Origin of the sequence: Streptomyces sp. NPDC059989, assembly GCF_042736975.1 — a bacterium.
In the GTDB taxonomy this organism is placed as follows: Bacteria; Actinomycetota; Actinomycetes; order Streptomycetales; family Streptomycetaceae; genus Streptomyces.
The window spans coordinates 26382-44063 of record NZ_JBHWUO010000057.1; the positions used below are offsets into that span (position 1 = coordinate 26382).

The following is a 17682-nucleotide window of genomic DNA, read 5'->3' on the forward strand; positions in this document are numbered from 1 at the left end:
CGGATCGTGCCCCGGCTGTCGCGTTTTCGGAAAGGTACTGGCCATGGCCATGGGCAACGACATCGTGGACACACCGGAGTCGTGGGAGGTCATCGCCTCGCGGACCCCGTTCCAGGGCGCGAAGACCGCGGTCAAATCGGACCAGGTGCGGATGCCGGACCGTTCGGTGGTGCGCCGCGACTACCAGGCGCACCCCGGCTCGGTGTGCGTCCTCGCCCTCGACGAGCAGCAGCGGGTGCTGATCCTCAAGCAGTTCCGGCACCCCGTGCGGCACCGGCTGTGGGAGCTGCCGGCGGGACTGCTCGACGTGCCGGGGGAGAACCCGCTGAGCGCGGCGGAGCGGGAGCTGTACGAGGAGGCGCACGTCAAGGCGGAGGACTGGCGGGTGCTCGCCGACTTCTTCTCCTCGCCGGGGGGTTCGGACGAGGCGGTCCGGATCTTCCTCGCGCGTGACCTGTCCGAGGCGGAGGGGGAGCGGTACGAGGTCTCCGAGGAGGAGGCCGACATGGAGATCGCCCGCGTCCCCCTCGCCGACCTGGTCGCCGGGGTCCTGGCGGGCCGACTGGGCAACCCGGGGCTGGTGACGGGGGTCTTGGCACTGTCGGCCGCCCTTGCCGCGGGCCCCGGCGGGGTGGAGTCCCTGCGCCCGGCCTCGGCCCCCTGGCCGGCCCGCCCGTACGAGGCGTAGCCCGCGGGCGCCGCGCCGGCTCCGCCGGAGGGGCTGGATGTGCCCCCGCCGTCCCGCGGGCGCGGCGCCGCTGCCGGGGGCCGGCCCCCGGACCCCCGCGCCTCAAACGCCGGCGAGGCTGGTTTTGCCCCCGGCGGCGCCTCAAACGCCGGCGGGGCTGAAATTGCCCTGCGGGCAATCCAGCCGCACCAGGCGGGCGGCATGAGCCAAATCCAGCCCCTCCGGCGTTTGAGCCGGCGATTGAGGCGCCGGGTCCGCCCGGACGAGGCGCGGGTAGAAAATGGGAACATCGGCTGATCCGATTGGGGGATTTGTCCGCCGCGCTCCACCCTGTCCGTCGCTCTGCGTGAACTACGCTCGCAATCCGAAGGCAGCGAGAGGAGCGGATCCGTGGCGGATTTCGTCGGGCGGCGGCGTGAGCTCAAGGAGCTGCGCGAGGACATCGCACGGACCGGACTCGACACCCTTTCCGGCCGCAAGGCCAAGGCGCCCCGCGCGCGGGTCCTGCTCATCGCCGGGCGGCCGGGCTCCGGGCGGACCGCGCTGGCCGAGGCGTTCGTGCGGGAGGTCGCCGAGCAGTATCCCGACGGCGTGCTCCGGACCCGGCTCACCGCCCCCGGCGGGGAGGCCGTGGCCACCGAGCGGGCCGTCAGGGGGCTGATCGAGGGGCTCGGGCAGACCACGCCCCCCGGGGCCGGGGAGGACGAGCTCAGCTCCGCCCTGCGCACCGCGCTCGACGGCCGGCGGATGATCATCCTGGTCGACGACGCCGACAACCCGCACCAGGTCGACGCCCTGCTGCCGGACACCCCCGAGTGCCTCGTCGTCGTCACCGCCGAGGGCCCCCTCACCGGGATCCCCGACGTGCGCCCCTGCACCCTCGGCGGACTGGACACCCCCTCCGCCGTCCGGATGCTCGCCCACCGCATCGGCGACATCCGCGTCACCGTCGACCCCCGCGCCGCCGAAGCCGTCGCGGAGGAGTGCGGGGGCCAGCCCGCCGTGCTCGCCCTCGTCGGCGGGTGGCTCGCCGCGCACCCCAAGGCCTCCGTCGCCGACGTGGCCAAGCAGCTGCACGACATGCCCGCCAGTGCCGGCGGACCGCTCGGCCGCGCGTTCCGGCTGGTCTACGAGTCCCTGCCGCAGCCCGCCCAGCGGACCCTGCGGCTCCTGCCGCTCGCCCCCGCCGGCGTCGTCGACTCGCACACCGCGTCCGCCCTGGCCGGCTGCTCCGTCGCCGCCGCGCAGTCCACGCTGGACGATTTCGTCGGGCTGGGCCTCCTGCACCACGCGAACGACGGCCTGTTCCTGCTGCCCGGCTGCCTGGCGCCCCTGCTCCAGGCCCTGCTGGAGGCCAAGGAGCGGCTGGCCGAGGTCCAGCTCGCCCGGGCCCGGATGCTGGAGCGCACCGTACGGCTGCTGCACTCCTGCCGGGCCATGGCCGAGGCGGACGAGGACGGTCTTCTCGGCGTGTCCGAGAAGCTGGACGCCCTGCCGCGCGCCCTGCGCTTCCCCGACCGGCGGGCCGCCGCCACCTGGCTGGACACCCGGCTGCCCGCCCTCTCCGCCGCGGCCTCCCTCGCCGTGGCCGACGGGGAGCTGGACACCCTGGCCCGCCGGCTGGTCGCAGCCCTCGTACGGGCGCTCGCGGAGCACCGCGGCACCGCAGGGGCCGCCCCCGAGCTGTACGGGCTGCACCGCCTGGTCCTGGACGTGGCCGAGCGCCGCGGCCTGCACCGCGAGCAGGCCGCCGCGCTGCTCAATCTGGCCGATCTGGACGCCGAGACCGGCCGGACCCAGGAGGCGCTGGAGCGCTACCGGGCCGCGCTGGACGCCGGACGGGCCGCGAATGACCCGTACGCCACCGGCCGCGCGATGGAATCCGTAGGCGGCGCGTACCAGGAGTTGGCGGACTGGCACCGGGCCTCCGACTGGTTCGGCCGGGCACTCGCCCAGGCGCACGCGCGGGGGGAGCGCGAAGACGAGGCCCGGCTGTACGGGCGGCTCGGAAACGTACACACGTACGCGGGCCGCTACGGGGACGCGCTGCGCAGCTGGCGGGCCGCCGCCGCGGGCTACCGGCGGCTGGCCGATGTCCCGGGTCAGGCAAAGGCGTTGAGCGAGATGGCCCGGGTCCAGGAGTACGCCGGCCGGCCCGAGGAATCGCTCCACACCTGCCGCGAGGCGGTGGAGCTCGCGCGCCGTGCCGGGGACCAGCGGCTCCAGGCCGCGCTGCAGGTGCGGCTGGCCGACACGCTCGACCGGCTGGGCGACCCCGCGGCCGCCAGGCTGCACCGTTCCGCGGCCGACAGATTGCTGGGAGAGGACCCCGCAGCCTGCGAAATCCGTAGTGGATCCGACTAAGATTATTTGTTTGCAAGGCTAGACACGAGTTCATCCTTCATTAAACTGGCTTCACCACGTCATCCTGTGGTGCATCCCGTTGCGCGTTCTTGTGGGCGGGTATGTATGGAAGTGCCCCCGTTATTCCCCCTGAGTCAAGGACCGTGATCGACGATGAAGGTCGGCATCCCCCGCGAGGTCAAGAACAACGAGTTCCGGGTCGCCATCACGCCCGCCGGCGTGCATGAGCTGGTCCGCAACGGCCACCAGGTCTTCATCGAGCAGAACGCCGGTGTGGGCTCCTCGATCACGGACGCCGAGTACGTCTCGGCCGGCGCCGAGATCCTCGGTACCGCCGACGAGGTCTGGGCGACCGCTGACCTGCTGCTGAAGGTCAAGGAGCCGATCGCGGAGGAGTACCACCGCCTCCGCAAGGACCAGACCCTCTTCACCTACCTGCACCTCGCGGCCTCCCGCGAGTGCACGGACGCCCTGCTGGAGTCCGGCACCACCGCCATCGCGTACGAGACGGTCGAGACCGCCACCCGCGCGCTCCCGCTGCTCGCCCCGATGTCCGAGGTCGCGGGCCGCCTGGCCCCGCAGGTCGGCGCCTACCACCTGATGCGCTCGGCCGGCGGCCGCGGCGTCCTCCCGGGCGGTGTCCCCGGCACCCACGCCGGCGAGTGCGTCGTCATCGGCGGCGGCGTCTCCGGCTGGAACGCCGCGCAGATCGCCATCGGCATGGGCTTCCACGTGACCCTGCTGGACCGCGACATCAACAAGCTCCGCGAGGCCGACAAGATCTTCGGTACGAAGATCAAGACGATCGTCTCCAACGCCTACGAGCTGGAGAAGGCCGTCGTCGAGGCCGACCTCGTCATCGGCGCGGTGCTGATCCCGGGTGCGAAGGCCCCGAAGCTGGTCACCAACGAGCTCGTCGCCAAGATGAAGCCCGGAAGTGTACTTGTCGACATTGCGATCGACCAGGGCGGCTGCTTCGAGGACTCCCGTCCGACCACCCACGCCGAGCCGACCTTCCAGGTCCACAACTCGGTCTTCTACTGCGTCGCCAACATGCCGGGCGCGGTGCCGAACACCTCCACCTACGCCCTGACGAACGCCACGCTGCCCTACATCGTGCAGCTCGCGAACCTCGGCTGGGTCGAGGCGCTGCGTCGTGACCCGGCGCTCGCGCTGGGCCTCAACACCCATGACGGCCAGGTCGTTTACGGTCCGGTCGCCGAGGCCCACGGTCTCGAGACCCTCGAGCTGAGCACGCTGCTCGGCTGAAACGTCAACGACTGACGTCAATCTCACGTATCCGGCCGGACCTTGCCCGCAAGGTCCGGCCGGACGCGTTTGCGGGGTGCCCGCGGAGCCCGCTCAACTCGCCTCGAACGTAACCCTTTAACCCTTTCGCGCACCCGCGAAACTTCGCGGTGGCAGCCCGCACGCCCTTGACAGAGTGGTGTTCGGTTGCCGACACATCGTGCCGGGTCCGGCGGATTGTGTTGCCGCTGAGTGGTGACACGCCATAGAGTCGCCAACCGTCGGCATGGTGCCACGCTGACCTATCGATAAGTGTCCTGGTCACGTCCGAGGAGGTAAGACGACTTGTGAATGAGTCGACATTTGCTCCTGGGGGTGGTCGAGGGCTCGAAGCTGTCGGCTCCGTCGCAGTCCGCACCTTCGCAAACCACCAGCACATGACGACGCCCCAAAAGAGCATGGACGGCCTAGACGTGAACTCCAGGGCCGGCGACCTGAGCGGCGAAAAGCCCGTGGGTTTCGCCGACTACGAAAACGTGCCCGAAGGGCACTTCTACGACCCCGACGCGGAGTACGAACCGGACCCCGAGTACGCGGCCACCCTCGCCCCCGACGCTGCCCGCCAGCGCCGCGAGCGGATCGGCCCGACCGGACGCCCGCTCCCGTACTTCCCCATCCCGGGTCCGTTGACCGACCACGGTCCCGCGAAGATCATCGCGATGTGCAACCAGAAGGGCGGCGTGGGCAAGACCACGTCGACCATCAACCTGGGCGCCGCCCTCGCCGAGTACGGGCGCCGCGTGCTGCTCGTCGACTTCGACCCGCAGGGCGCGCTGTCCGTGGGCCTCGGCGTGAACCCGATGGAACTCGACCTGACGGTCTACAACCTGCTCATGGAGCGGGGCATGTCGGCCGACGAGGTGCTGCTCAAGACGGCGGTCCCCAACATGGACCTGCTGCCGAGCAACATCGACCTGTCCGCGGCCGAGGTGCAGTTGGTCAGCGAGGTCGCGCGCGAGTCGACCCTCCAGCGGGCCCTGAAGCCCCTGATGGCCGACTACGACTACATCGTGATCGACTGTCAGCCCTCGCTCGGCCTGCTGACCGTGAACGCCCTGACGGCGGCTCACAAGGTCATCGTCCCGCTGGAGTGCGAGTTCTTCGCGCTGCGCGGTGTGGCGCTGCTGACCGAGACCATCGAGAAGGTGCAGGAGAGACTCAACCCCGAGCTGGAGCTCGACGGCATCCTCGCCACGATGTACGACTCCCGTACGGTGCACAGCCGCGAGGTGCTGGCGCGCGTCGTCGAGGCCTTCGACGACCACGTCTACCACACGGTCATCGGCCGCACGGTGCGCTTCCCTGAGACCACGGTCGCCGGTGAGCCGATCACCACGTACGCCTCCAACTCCGTCGGCGCCGCCGCCTACCGCCAGCTGGCCAGGGAGGTGCTCGCCCGGTGTCACGCCGAGTGAGTCTGCCCGGAGCCGACGAACTGTTCCGCACGACCGGGGGGATGGCCCTCCAGTCGTCCTCGCCCCGGCGCGGGGCCGAGGAGGCGCAGGGCGCCGAGCACTCGGCCGCCTCGGCGGACGGCACGGCGGGGGAGGGCCGCAGCCGGGAGGCTGAGGCCGGCACGGAGCCCGGCGTGGGCGCACCCCGGCGGTCGCAGGAAGGTTCTGTCAACGGAACCTCCCAGCCGGACCGGCGGGGCAAGGGGCAGGGCCGGGGCGCGAACCGGCGGCCCAGCGGGCGCGAGCGGCACGACGAGAAGATCACGGTCTACGTCTCCGCCGAGGAGCTCATGGACCTGGAGCACGCGCGGCTGGTGCTGCGCGGCGAGCACGGGCTGGCGGTCGACCGCGGGCGCATCGTGCGCGAGGCGGTCGCGGTCGTCCTCGCCGATCTGGAATCCCGCGGGGACGCCAGCATCCTGGTCCGCCGCCTTCGGGGCCGCTGACCGCTCCCGCTGCGCTTCCCGCTGCGCGGATGCCCGGCCGCCTTCAGGTGCGGCGCCGCTGCGGGGGCCCTGCCCCCGAGCCCGCGCAGGCCGCCTTCAGGTGCGGCGCCGCTGCGGGGGCTCCGCCCCCGAGCCCCCGCGCCTCAAACGCCGGCGGGGCTGGATTTGGCTGGGCTACGCCCCGCAGGTGCCGCTCTGTGGGTTGTGCGCCGCACACGACGGCCGGGAGCGGGCAAAGATTAGCCCCGCCGGCCATTGAGGCGTGGGGGTCCCCCCGGACGGAGTCTGGGGGAGGGTCTGGGGCGGAGCCCCAGGAAGCGGCGCCGCACGTGTCCGGCGGCCGACACGGCCGGGGGCCCGGCGGTGGGGCCGGGTCCGGCCGTAGGCTGCCCCGACGACCCTTCCGTACCACCCTGGACCGCGATGCCCCTGCCCGCCGAACCCGGCCGACCCACCCGCCGCGTCCTGGGCCGGGGGCCCGGTACCGCCTCTGAAGCCCCTGAGGCCCCCGGGGCGCCCGCTGTGCGGCCCGGACCGCCCGGACCCGGCGAGGACCCCCGGGAGGCCCCCGGGGGCCATGACGCCCCCGCGGAGGGCCGCGAAGCGCCCGTAGGGGGGCCGGGGGAGGTGCCCGAGACCGCCGACCCCGCCGGAGGCGGCCGGTTCACCTTGCGGCTCGCCAACTTCGAGGGGCCCTTCGATCTGCTGCTCCAGCTGATCTCCCGGCACAAGCTCGACGTCACCGAGGTCGCGCTGTCCAAGGTCACCGACGAGTTCATGGCCCACATCCGGGCCATGGGCCCCGACTGGGACCTCGACCAGACCACCGAGTTCCTCGTGGTCGCCGCCACCCTGCTCGACCTGAAGGCCGCCCGGCTGCTGCCTGCCGCCGAGGTCGAGGACGAGGCCGACCTCGCCCTGCTCGAGGCCAGGGACCTGCTCTTCGCACGCCTGCTCCAGTACCGGGCGTACAAGCGCATCGCCGAGATCTTCGAGGACCGCGCCGAGGCCGAGGCCCGGCGCTACCCGCGGACCGTGGGGCTGGAGCCGCACCACGCCGACCTGCTCCCCGAGGTCGTCATCAGCATCGGCGCGGAGGGTTTCGCCCGCCTCGCCGTCAAGGCCATGCAGCCCAAGGCGAAGCCCCAGGTGTACGTGGACCACATCCACGCACCGCTCGTCAGCGTGCGCGAGCAGGCCGGGCTCGTCGTACGGATGCTGAAGGCCCGCGGGGAGGCCACCTTCCAGGAGCTCACCGAGGACGCCGAGGACACCCTCACCGTCGTCGCGCGCTTCCTGGCCCTCCTGGAGCTCTACCGCGAGAAGGCGGTGGTCCTCGACCAGGAGGAGGCCCTGAAGACCCTGACCGTCCGCTGGAGCGGCGGGGACGGCGACGGCATGCCGACCGTGACCGACGAGTTCGACCAGATCGTGGAGGCGAAGGATTGAGCAGCGACGACGCGACGGCCGCCGGCACGGTGGCCGCGCTGGAGCTGAAGCCGGCCCTGGAAGCCGTCCTCATGGTCGTGGACGAGCCCGCGACCGAGGCGCACCTCGCCAAGGTGCTGCAGCGCACCCCGCGCGAGGTCGCGGACGCCCTGCGCGAGCTCGCCGACGAGTACACCGTCCAGGGCCGCGGCTTCGAGCTCCGGCTCGTCGCCGGCGGCTGGCGCTTCTACAGCCGGGCCGCCTACGCCCCGGCCGTCGAGGGCTTCGTACTGGACGGCCAGCAGGCCCGGCTCACCCAGGCGGCCCTGGAGACCCTCGCGGTCGTCGCGTACCGCCAGCCGGTGAGCCGGTCGCGGGTCTCGGCGGTCCGCGGAGTCAACTGCGACGGGGTCATGCGGACCCTCCTCCAGCGGGGTCTGGTGGAGGAGGCGGGGACGGAACCCGAAACAGGTGCGATCCTGTACAGGACGACGAACCACTTTTTGGAGCGGATGGGCCTGCGCGGCCTGGACGAGCTCCCGGAGCTCGCGCCCTTCCTCCCCGAGGCGGAGGCGATCGAAGCCGAGACGCAAGAAGGTGTGCCGTCGTTCGATCCGGACGCACCGGACACTGATGAAGACGACGACAAGACGACGGACATTTGATGCGAAGCAACGGCAACGGCGGCGGCAACAGGAACAGCGGCGGCGGGGGTGGTGGCGCACGCGGTAACTCCCGCGGCGGCAGCTCCTCCGGCGGCGGCGGCGGTTACCGCGGCGGCGGCTCCGGCGGCGGTGGTGGCTCCCGCGGCGGCAGCTCCTCCGGCGGCGGCGGTTACCGCGGCGGCAGCTCCTCCGGTGGGGGCGGCTCCCGCGGCGGCTCCGGCTCCGGCGGGGGCGGCTCCCGCGGCGGCTCCGGCTCCGGCGGCGGTGGCTACCGCGGTGGCTCTTCCTCCGGCGGCGGTGGCTACCGCGGAGGCTCCTCCTCCGGCGGCGGCTACCAGGGCGGCTCCGACTCGCGCGACCGCGACCAGCCGCCCGCCCGCATCCGCAACCCGCGCCCCGAGGAGCGTCGCTACGACGTGGGCCCCGAGGGCGAGCGCAGCGGCCGCAGCGGCCCCAAGGCCGGCGGTGGCGGTGCCCGCGGCGCGGCCGCGCGCGGTGGCGCCAAGGGCGGCCCCAAGACCTCCAAGACCCCCGGCATCGGCGGCGCCGGCGGCCCGCGCAGCGGCCCGGGCAGCCGCAGCGGCCAGTCCCGTCCGCGCGAGCTGGACGCGCGCATCGAGGAGCGCGTGCGCGACCGGTACGCCGACAAGCCCGTGATCAAGACCCCGAAGACCTTCCCGGGCGCCGAGGAGGAGGGGGAGCGTCTGCAGAAGGTGCTCGCCCGCGCCGGCATGGGCTCGCGCCGCGCCTGCGAGGAGCTCATCGAGCAGGCCCGTGTCGAGGTCAACGGCGAGATCGTGCTGTCGCAGGGCAAGCGCGTCCTGCCGAAGGACGAGATCAAGGTGGACGGCCTGACCGTCGCCACCCAGTCGTACCTGTTCTTCGCGCTGAACAAGCCGGCCGGCGTCGTCTCCACCATGGAGGACCCGGACGGCCGCCAGTGCCTGGGCGACTACGTCACCAACCGTGAGACGCGTCTCTTCCACGTCGGCCGGCTCGACACCGAGACCGAGGGCATCATCCTGCTCACCAACCACGGCGAGCTGGCCCACCGCCTCACGCACCCGAAGTACGGCGTGAAGAAGACGTACGTCGCCGCGATCACCGGCCCGCTGCCGCGTGAGATCGGCAAGCGCCTCAAGGACGGCATCGAGCTGGAGGACGGGTACGCCCGCGCCGACCACTTCCGCGTCGTCGACCAGGTCGGCAAGAACTACCTCGTCGAGGTCACCCTCCACGAGGGCCGCAAGCACATCGTCCGCCGCATGATGGCCGAGGCGGGCTTCCCGGTCGAGAAGCTCGTCCGGACCTCCTTCGGTCCGATCGAGCTCGGTGACCAGAAGTCCGGCTGGCTGCGCCGCCTGACCAACACCGAGGTCGGCATGCTGATGCGCGAGGTCGGTCTGTAGTACCGCCCGATCCAGGCGTGAGAGCCCGCAGTGCCCTGAGGCACTGCGGGCTCTTTCCTTGTGCGGCGCCCCCATCCGTGTTTATAGTCAACTTGACTATAAAAGGGAGGGGCGGTCATGAGCTGGACCGAGGTACTCGGATTCGCCACTGGTGCCCTGTGCGTGTGGCTCGTGGCCCGTCAGCACGTCGCCAACTGGCCCATCGGCATCGCCAACAACATCTTCTTCATCGTGCTCTTCGCCCAGGCCGGCCTCTACGCCGACGCCGGGCTGCAGATCGTCTTCATCGCCCTCGCCGCGTACGGCTGGTGGTCCTGGACCCACGGGGGTGGACCAGGAACCGCCGAGGCCCTGCCGGTGCGCCGCACCACGCGCACCGAATGGGCCGGGCTGGCCGCGGCGGGGGCGGTGGGGGTGCTCGGCCTGACCCTGCTGCTGGCCGAGGTCACCGACTCCACCGTGCCGTTCTGGGACGCCCTGACGACCGGGCTCTCGCTCGCGGCCACCTACGGCCAGTGCCGCAAGCTCGTCGAGTCCTGGTGGCTGTGGATCGCCGCCGACCTCGTGTACATCCCGCTCTACGCCTACAAGGAGCTCTACCTCACCTCCGTCCTCTACGTGGGCTTCCTCGCGCTGTGCGTGGTCGGCCTGCTCAACTGGCGCCGGACGCTCCCGGCCCGGGGCCTCCGTACGGCCCTGGAGGCGCAGGCATGAGGCGCTACGGGCACGGCCTGGTCCTCGGCAAGTTCTATCCGCCGCACGCCGGCCACCACCACCTGGTGCGCACCGCCCAGGACCAGTGCGAACGGCTGACCGTGCTGGTCTGCGCGGCCTCCGTGGAGTCCGTCCCGCTCGCCGACCGGGTCGCATGGATGCGCGAGGCGCACCCGGGCGCGGAGGTCGTCGGCGCGGTCGACGACGTCCCGGTCGACCTGCACGACCCGGCCGTGTGGGAGGCGCACATGGCGATCTTCCGGGGGGCGGTGGCCGGGCCGGTGGACGCCGTCTTCACCTCGGAGGAGTACGGGACCGAGCTCGCGCGGCGGTTCGGCGCCGAGGAGGTCTGCGTGGACCCGGCGCGGACGCTGTTCCCGGTCTCCGGGACGGCGGTGCGGGCGGATCCCGCCGGCTGCTGGGACTTCCTGGGGCCGGCCGTACGGGCCTCCCTGGCGCGGCGGGTCGTCGTACTCGGCGCCGAGTCCACCGGGACGACGACGCTGTCGCGGGCGCTGGCCGCGCACTACCGGCGGCGCGGCGGGGTGTGGGCCGGGACGGGCTGGGTCGCCGAGTACGGGCGCCGGTACAGCGAGGAGAAGCTGGCGGCGGCCCGGGCGGCCGACCCCGCGGCCACCTGGGCGGACATCTCCTTCGCCTCCGAGGAGTTCCCGGTCATCGCGCGGCGCCAGGACGCGGACGAGGAGCGGGCCGCCCGGCTGGGCTCGCCGGTGCTGTTCTGCGACACCGATTCCTTCGCGACCGGCATCTGGCACGAGCGGTACACGGGCGGCCGCAGCGAGGAGGTCGAGAAGACCGCCTCGCTGACCCGGCGGGACCTCTACCTGCTGACGGACCACGCCGACGTGCCCTTCGAGGACGACGGGCTGCGCGACGGCCCGCACCTGCGGCCCTGGATGACCGGGCGGTTCCGGGAGGAACTCGAACGCACCGGGAGGCGTTTCCTCGTCGTACGGGGCGACCGCGAGGAACGGCTGGCGGCGGCCGTGCGGGCCGTGGACGAACTGCTCGCCGAGGGCCGGCACTTCGCCGATCCCCTGCCGGAGACCCGATGACCGCCGGATACGACCGGTCCGCCTTCGAGCCGTTCGCGGTGACCGTCGACCTGGCCGTCTTCACCGTGCGGGGCGGACGGCTGCACGTCCTGCTGATCCGGCGCGGGCAGGAACCGTACGAGGGGGCCTGGGCGCTCCCCGGCGGCTTCCTGCTGCCCCGGGAATCGGCGGAGGCGGCCGCCCGCCGGGAACTGGCCGAGGAGACCGGCCTGTCGGAGGCCGTGGTGGCGTCCCTGCACCTGGAGCAGCTCCGTACCTACAGCGAGCCGGACCGGGATCCCCGGATGCGGGTGGTCTCGGTGGCCTTCACGGCGCTGGTCCCGGACATGCCGGAGCCCGCGGCCGAGGGCGGCGGGGACGCGGCGCACGCCCGCTGGGTGGCGGTGGGGGAGGTCCCGGACCTGGCCTTCGACCACGCGGCGATCCTGGCGGACGCGCGGGCGCGGGTCGGCTCGAAGCTGGAGTACACCTGCCTGGCCACCGCCTTCTGCCCGCCCGAGTTCACCCTCGGGGAGCTCCAGGCCGTCTACGAGACGGTCTGGGACACGGTCCTCGACCGCCCCAACTTCCGCCGCAAGGTCCTGGCCACGCCCGGCTTCGTCGAGGCCGTACCGGGAGCCGCCCGGCTGACCGGGGGCCGCGGCAAACCGGCCGCGCTGTACCGGCCGGGACCGGCCACCGCTCTGCATCCCCCTCTGCTCCGACCGGAAGGATCCACCCGATGACCAAGCGAGCCGCGACGGGCGCCCTGATCGGCCTGGCCCTGGGCGACGCCCTCGGCTTCCCGACGGAGTTCAACGACGTCCCGTCGATCCTGGCCAAGACCGGCCCGTGGCGGGAGATGAAGCTGCCCCGGCCGGCGATCGTCACGGACGACACCCAGATGACCCTCGCCCTGGCGCGGGGCATGCGGACGGCGACGGACCGGGGCCCGGTGGGCCCGCTCCGTCTCGCCCGCCCGGTCCGGGAGGAGTTCGTCGACTGGTACCACTCCCCGGAGAACAACCGGGCCCCGGGCAACACCTGTCTGAAGGCCTGCCGGCTCCTGGACCACCCGGAGCGGGACTGGCGGGACGCCAGCCAGCTCGGCTCCAAGGGCTGCGGCGCGAACATGCGGGTGGTCCCGGTCGGGCTGGTCCCCGGCTGGACCGAGGAGGAGCGGGCCGGCGCCGCCCAGCTCCAGTCGGCCCTCACCCACGGCCACCCGACGGCGCTGGCCGCCTCCGACCTCACCGCCCGGGCGGCGTACCTGCTGGCGCAGGGCACCGAGGTGACGGGCCTGGTCGGGCGACTGCGCTCGTACGCCCTGGAGAACCGCACCCGCTACCACGAGCGCTGGCTCGGCGACCTCTGGATGCGGACCGCCTCCGACGCCTCGCCCGAGTCCTTCATCGCGCGCGGCTGGGACGAATGCCTGGCGGTCCTGGACCGCCTCGCGGCCGCCCTGCGCACCCCGTCCCCCGAGACCGACCCCTGCCTGACCACCGGCGACGGCTGGATCGCCGAGGAGGCCCTGGCCACCGCCCTCCAGTGCTTCCTGCTCTTCCCCGAGGACCCGCTGACGGCCCTGCGCCGCGCGGCCTGCACCAGGGGCGACTCCGACTCCATCGCCTGCCTCGCCGGCGCCTTCGCCGGAGCCCACCTCGGCGCGGACGTCTGGCCCCGCGACTGGGAGGGCCGCATCGAATACCGCGACGAACTCCTCGCCTTCGGGGCCCTCTGGGATGCTTGATCCATGCTGGATGCACTGAGTCTCGACCTGACCCCCGTCGTCGCGGAACAGCCCGACCCGCTGCTCTTCGCCACGGTGTCGGGTGCCCACCTGTACGGCTTCCCGTCCCGGGACTCCGACATCGACCTGCGGGGCGCCCATCTGCTCCCGGCGCAGGCCCTCCTGGGCCTGCGGGAGCCAGAGGAGACCCGCACCCGCATGTGGGACCGGGACGACGTGGAGATGGACCTCGTCACCCACGACCTGCGCAAGTTCGTCCGTCTGATGCTCAACCGCAACGGCTACGTCCTGGAGCAGCTGCTGTCCCCGCTCGTGGTCCACACGACGCCGGCGCACGAGGAGCTCATCGCGCTGGCCCCGGGCGTACTGACTTCCCACCACGCCCACCACTACCGGGGCTTCGCCAACACCCAGTGGCGGCTCTTCGAGAAGGCCGACGAACTCAAACCGCTGCTCTACGCCTTCAGGGCCCTGCTGACCGGCATCCACCTGATGCGGTCGGCCGAGGTGCAGGCGCACCTGCCGACCCTGCTCGCAGAGGTGCCGGAGGCCCCCGGTTTCCTCGCCGACCTGATCGAGGCCAAGGTGGCCGCCGAGCACGGGGCGTACGGGGGACCGGCCGTCGGCCGGGTACGGGAGGACTTCGAGGCGCTGCACGGGGTGCTGGACGTGGCTCAGGATGCCTCCGGGCTGCCCGAGCACGGATCGGCGTACGACGCGCTCGACGAGTTCGTCGTACGGCGGCGCGCCCTAGCGCACTGACGCGCGGCGGGTGCGCAGGAGGAAGTCCTCGACGCGGGCGCGGTCCGGGGCCGGGGGGAGGGGGGTGGTTGCGAGGGCGGTGTCCGTTTCCGCCTGGAGGCGGGCCATCCAGGTGTCGGCCTCGGACCAGGTGAGCTCGCCGCGCCGGACCGCCAGGAGGCGGTCGCGGTGCGGGCCCGCGTCGATGGTCAGGCGGCCCGTGCGGAGCAGGTCGCGGCAGGACAGGAGCAGGCGCAGCAGGTGCATGGCGTGCTTCCAGCGCGGGGCGCCGTGGATGCGGACGTCCGCGAGGAGTTTGCCGCGCTGGGACGCGGCGTAGCGGCTGAAGCTGGTGTGGGCCCGCCGGGAGAGGAAGGCCCCGCGGAGCGAGAGGAGTTCCTCGCCGACCGGGGTGACCTGCTCCACCAGGGGGGAGTGCAGGCACTCCAGGATGTTCGGGTTGGCCCGCAGGGCCAGTTCGCAGAAGCGCTCCAGCTCCCAGGAGAACTCCTCGTCCCGAGGGCCCTCCACGTGCGTGGGGGGCTTCTCGAACCGCCAGAACAGCGGCGTCGGGGCGAGGTAGACACCGCGCCGGTCGGTGTCGCTCGCCTCCGTCGCCAGCCCGAACGCCCGGGAGCCCATCACGCACTGGTAGACCGTGTGGTCCCGTACCAGCGTCAGATCGTCCATCCGGCGAGCCTAGGCAAGGGGTTCGCCGCTAGGCGAGCGAGATATTGCCGTCCGCCGCGACCGTGATCTTCTTCTCCGCCAGCGGGCGGGTCGCCGGGCCCTTGGCCACCGCGCCGTCCGTGTCCTTGAACATGCTCCCGTGGCAGGGGCAGTCGATGGTGCCGTTCTCCACCTTGTTCACCAGGCAGCCCTGGTGGGTGCAGACCGCCGTGAAGCAGCGGAAGGATCCCGCCGTGGGCTGGGTGATGACCAGTTTCTCTTCCTTCAGGATCGTGCCGCCGCCGACGGGTACGTCCGCCGCCTTGGCGATGGCCTTCCCGGCGCCCGCGGATGCGGTGGCCGGAGCGGACGCGGACGCGGACCCGGCGGGCGTGCTGGCCGCCCCGCTCCCGGCCGTCGCCGCGTCGCCGTCGCTTCCGCAGGCGGCCAGCGCACCGCCTGCCAAGGTGGCCGCGCCTGCAGCCAGTACCGTGCGCCGGGCGGTGCGCGTGGGGTCGCTCATGAGTCTCTCCTCGCATTGTGGCCGGATGGGCGAGCAGCATCCTGGCCTGCGGCGGGCCTCAGGAGAAGTCCGCCGCGCCGTTTCAGTGACCCGGTTGCCATGGGGCCAGTGAGGCAGGGCTGCCGGGTGTGCGTACGACCTCCCACACGTGGATCACGGCGTTCCGGTTCAACGGGCCGTGCACGTGCGGGTAGCGGCCGCCGGATTCACCCTCGCGGCGGACCTCCGCGGTGAGGGCGTCCTCGTCGAGCTCCACCGCGAGCAGCGTCCCACCGACGTCGCTGTAGCGCGCCTCGGCGATGGCGAGCGCCGTGACACGGTCCGCCGAACAGTGCACGAACCCCTCCGAGTCGAGGGAGGGCGGGGCGTACGGCAGCTCGGGCGCGGCGGTCCAGTCGGTGAGCGGGACGAGGTGGAAGATCATGCCGATCGTTCTACCGCAATGGGCGCGAGTCCGTGCGCCAAGTGGCGGGCATGTCCGCCATGGGTGACATTGTCCGTGTCTCGAAGCCGGGTACGGCGCTGTCCGCGCGGCCCGGTCCCTCTTCGAAAGGCATGACCATGGCGGGCAATGACCTCGGTTCTCTTCTCGGCGGACTCCTCGGGGGCGGTGGCCAGGGCGCTGGTGGCCAGGGCGGCGGCGGCAACATCCTCGGCTCGCTGCTCGGCGCGCTGATGGGCGGCGCCGGCGGCGCGCAGGCGGCCGGCGGGAACAACCCGCTCGGCGGCCTGATGGACATGCTCACCAAGTCCGGCCTCGCCGACCAGGCGCAGTCCTGGATCGGCACCGGGGACAACCAGCCGGTCAGCGCCGACCAGATCAAGGAGGCGCTGCCCGCCGACACCCTGCAGAAGGTCGCGGGGGAGGCCGGTGTCAGCCCGGAGGCGGCCGCCGAACAGATCGCCCAGGTCCTGCCGCAGGCGGTCGACAAGCTGACCCCGACCGGAGCGATCCCCTCCGGCTCGCTGGAGGACATCATCAGGCAGCAGAACCTCTAGCAGCCGCCGTACGAGAGGGCCCGGCCGCCGTCCCAGAGGACGGGCAGCCGGGCCCTCGCGCCGTGGCGCCTGGCTACCCTGAGTCGCAACTCGTCGTCACGCATCCCCTGGAGAGCTCCGTGAGAACCGCCGTCGTCATCGGAACCGGACTGATCGGCACCTCCGCGGCGCTCGCGCTGACCGCGCGCGGGATCACCGTCCACCTCGTCGACCACGACCCGGCCCAGGCCCACACCGCGGCCGCCCTCGGGGCCGGCACGGACGAGGCCCCGGAGGGCAGGGTCGACCTCGCGATCATCGCGGTGCCCCCGGCCCACGTGGCGGCGACGCTGGCCGACGCGATCGGCCGCGGGGCGGCGCGCGCGTACGTGGACGTCGCCAGCGTCAAGGGCGGACCGCGCCGGGAGCTGGAGGCGCTCGGCGTGGACGTCACCGAGTACATCGGCACGCACCCGATGGCGGGCAAGGAGCGGTCGGGGCCGCTGGCCGCCACCGCGGACCTCTTCGAGGGCCGCCCGTGGGTGCTGACCCCGACCAGGGACACGCACCACGAGGTGCTGAACCTCGCCCTGGAGCTGGTGTCCCTGTGCCGGGCCGTACCGGTGGTGATGGACGCGGACGCGCACGACCGGGCCGTGGCGCTCGTCTCCCACACCCCGCAGCTGGTGTCGAGCATGGTCGCCGCGCGGCTGGAGGAGGCCGACGAGACGGCCGTCCGGCTGTGCGGCCAGGGGATCCGGGACGTCACCCGCATCGCGGCCTCCGACCCGCGGATGTGGGTGGAGATCCTGTCGGCGAACCCGGGCCCGGTCGCCGACGTCCTCGCCGGGATCGCGGCCGACCTGGAGGAGACGGTCGAGGCGCTGCGGGGGCTGCAGTCGGCCGACGTGGAGAAGCGGCGCGGGGGCGCGGCGGGCATCGAGGACGTCCTGCGGCGCGGCAACGCGGGCCGGGTCCGGGTGCCGGGCAAGCACGGTGCCGCGCCGACGGTGTACGAGACGGTGGCCGTCCTCATCAGCGACCAGCCGGGCGAGCTGGCGCGGATCTTCGCCGACGCCGGGCGGGCCGGCGTCAACATCGAGGACGTGCGGATCGAGCACGCGACGGGGCAGCAGGCCGGTCTGGTCCAGCTGATGGTCGAGCCGCGGGCGGTCGCCGGCCTGACGGCCGAGCTGCGGGAGCGGGGCTGGGCGCTGCGGCAGCAGTAGGCGGCCGGGTGCCGTGCCGTGCCGCTGCCGCGGGGCCGCCTGAGTGGGCCGGTGCGGCCTACCGATCGGGGCTCCGCCCCGGACCCCGCGCCTCAAACGCCGGCGGGGCTGGATTCGGGGCTCCGCCCCGGACCCCGCGCCTCAAACGCCGGCGGGGCTGGATTCGGGGCTCCGCCCCGGACCCCGCGCCTCAAACGCCGGCGGGGCTGGATTCGGGGCTCCGCCCCGGACCCCGCGCCTCAAACGCCGGCGGGGCTG

General features: G+C 73.0%; 18 protein-coding genes. 15 read left to right on the forward strand and 3 right to left on the reverse strand.

The window, feature by feature from the left end; translation table 11 throughout:
- Nucleotides 1–49: 49 nt before the first annotated feature.
- The 13 genes from ACFWBN_RS33605 to ACFWBN_RS33665 all read left to right on the forward strand — a co-directional run bounded on the left by ACFWBN_RS33605 (nucleotide 50) and on the right by ACFWBN_RS33665 (nucleotide 14046).
- Entirely contained in the window at nucleotides 50–688 is a 639-nt protein-coding gene (locus tag ACFWBN_RS33605) for an NUDIX domain-containing protein (protein ID WP_385183540.1), read from the forward strand.
- A gap of 390 nt (nucleotides 689–1078) precedes the next feature.
- A complete protein-coding gene (locus tag ACFWBN_RS33610) occupies nucleotides 1079–3052 on the forward strand; it encodes a tetratricopeptide repeat protein (protein WP_385183483.1) in 1974 nt (657 codons plus the stop codon).
- A gap of 153 nt (nucleotides 3053–3205) precedes the next feature.
- On the forward strand, nucleotides 3206–4321 hold the full coding sequence (gene ald / locus ACFWBN_RS33615; protein WP_385183486.1) for an alanine dehydrogenase: 1116 nt from the start codon (nucleotides 3206–3208) through the stop codon (nucleotides 4319–4321).
- Nucleotides 4322–4737: 416 nt separating this feature from the next.
- The gene (locus ACFWBN_RS33620) at nucleotides 4738–5775 is read left to right on the forward strand and encodes a ParA family protein (RefSeq protein ID WP_229340921.1); all 1038 of its coding nucleotides are present in this window, start codon (nucleotides 4738–4740) and stop codon (nucleotides 5773–5775) included.
- Nucleotides 5760–6260, forward strand: a complete 501-nt coding sequence (locus ACFWBN_RS33625) for a hypothetical protein (protein WP_385183490.1) — start codon at nucleotides 5760–5762, stop codon at nucleotides 6258–6260. Before ACFWBN_RS33620 ends, ACFWBN_RS33625 begins: the two co-directional genes overlap by 16 nt.
- A 423-nt stretch (nucleotides 6261–6683) precedes the next feature.
- A complete protein-coding gene (locus ACFWBN_RS33630; RefSeq protein ID WP_385183493.1) occupies nucleotides 6684–7709 on the forward strand; it encodes a segregation and condensation protein A in 1026 nt (341 codons plus the stop codon).
- A complete protein-coding gene (gene scpB / locus ACFWBN_RS33635; protein ID WP_385183496.1) occupies nucleotides 7706–8353 on the forward strand; it encodes an SMC-Scp complex subunit ScpB in 648 nt (215 codons plus the stop codon). Before ACFWBN_RS33630 ends, scpB begins: the two co-directional genes overlap by 4 nt.
- Complete coding sequence (locus ACFWBN_RS33640) at nucleotides 8353–9762, forward strand: pseudouridine synthase (protein ID WP_385183499.1); 1410 nt, start codon at nucleotides 8353–8355, stop codon at nucleotides 9760–9762. The genes scpB and ACFWBN_RS33640 overlap by 1 nt, the downstream gene beginning before the upstream one ends.
- Nucleotides 9763–9879: 117 nt before the next feature.
- Nucleotides 9880–10476, forward strand: coding sequence for a nicotinamide riboside transporter PnuC (gene pnuC, locus ACFWBN_RS33645; RefSeq protein ID WP_385183502.1), 597 nt, complete (start codon nucleotides 9880–9882; stop codon nucleotides 10474–10476).
- The gene (locus ACFWBN_RS33650) at nucleotides 10473–11552 is read left to right on the forward strand and encodes an AAA family ATPase (protein WP_385183505.1); all 1080 of its coding nucleotides are present in this window, start codon (nucleotides 10473–10475) and stop codon (nucleotides 11550–11552) included. The genes pnuC and ACFWBN_RS33650 overlap by 4 nt, the downstream gene beginning before the upstream one ends.
- Nucleotides 11549–12277, forward strand: coding sequence for an NUDIX domain-containing protein (locus tag ACFWBN_RS33655; RefSeq protein WP_385183508.1), 729 nt, complete (start codon nucleotides 11549–11551; stop codon nucleotides 12275–12277). Before ACFWBN_RS33650 ends, ACFWBN_RS33655 begins: the two co-directional genes overlap by 4 nt.
- Entirely contained in the window at nucleotides 12274–13284 is a 1011-nt protein-coding gene (locus tag ACFWBN_RS33660) for an ADP-ribosylglycohydrolase family protein (protein WP_385183511.1), read from the forward strand. The genes ACFWBN_RS33655 and ACFWBN_RS33660 overlap by 4 nt, the downstream gene beginning before the upstream one ends.
- Before the next feature lie 3 nt (nucleotides 13285–13287).
- Complete coding sequence (locus ACFWBN_RS33665) at nucleotides 13288–14046, forward strand: DNA polymerase beta superfamily protein (protein ID WP_385183514.1); 759 nt, start codon at nucleotides 13288–13290, stop codon at nucleotides 14044–14046.
- Here the strand turns inward: ACFWBN_RS33665 and ACFWBN_RS33670 are convergent.
- The 3 genes from ACFWBN_RS33670 to ACFWBN_RS33680 all read right to left on the reverse strand — a co-directional run bounded on the left by ACFWBN_RS33670 (nucleotide 14035) and on the right by ACFWBN_RS33680 (nucleotide 15641).
- Nucleotides 14035–14715, reverse strand: a complete 681-nt coding sequence (locus ACFWBN_RS33670) for a DNA polymerase beta superfamily protein (RefSeq protein ID WP_385183517.1) — start codon at nucleotides 14713–14715, stop codon at nucleotides 14035–14037. The genes ACFWBN_RS33665 and ACFWBN_RS33670 overlap by 12 nt on opposite strands.
- 28 nt (nucleotides 14716–14743) lie before the next feature.
- Nucleotides 14744–15217 (reverse strand): ubiquinol-cytochrome c reductase iron-sulfur subunit, encoded by a 474-nt coding sequence (locus ACFWBN_RS33675; RefSeq protein WP_385183520.1) that lies wholly within the window; start codon nucleotides 15215–15217, stop codon nucleotides 14744–14746.
- Nucleotides 15218–15299: 82 nt separating this feature from the next.
- Nucleotides 15300–15641 carry a DUF952 domain-containing protein gene (locus ACFWBN_RS33680; RefSeq protein ID WP_385183525.1) on the reverse strand — a complete coding sequence of 114 codons (342 nt, stop codon included), beginning with the start codon at nucleotides 15639–15641 and terminating at the stop codon, nucleotides 15300–15302.
- A gap of 59 nt (nucleotides 15642–15700) precedes the next feature.
- Between ACFWBN_RS33680 and ACFWBN_RS33685 the strand changes: the two genes are divergently transcribed.
- Nucleotides 15701–16216, forward strand: coding sequence for a YidB family protein (locus ACFWBN_RS33685; protein WP_385183528.1), 516 nt, complete (start codon nucleotides 15701–15703; stop codon nucleotides 16214–16216).
- 119 nt (nucleotides 16217–16335) lie between these two features.
- On the forward strand, nucleotides 16336–17424 hold the full coding sequence (locus ACFWBN_RS33690; protein ID WP_385183531.1) for a prephenate dehydrogenase: 1089 nt from the start codon (nucleotides 16336–16338) through the stop codon (nucleotides 17422–17424).
- Nucleotides 17425–17682 lie beyond the last annotated feature (258 nt).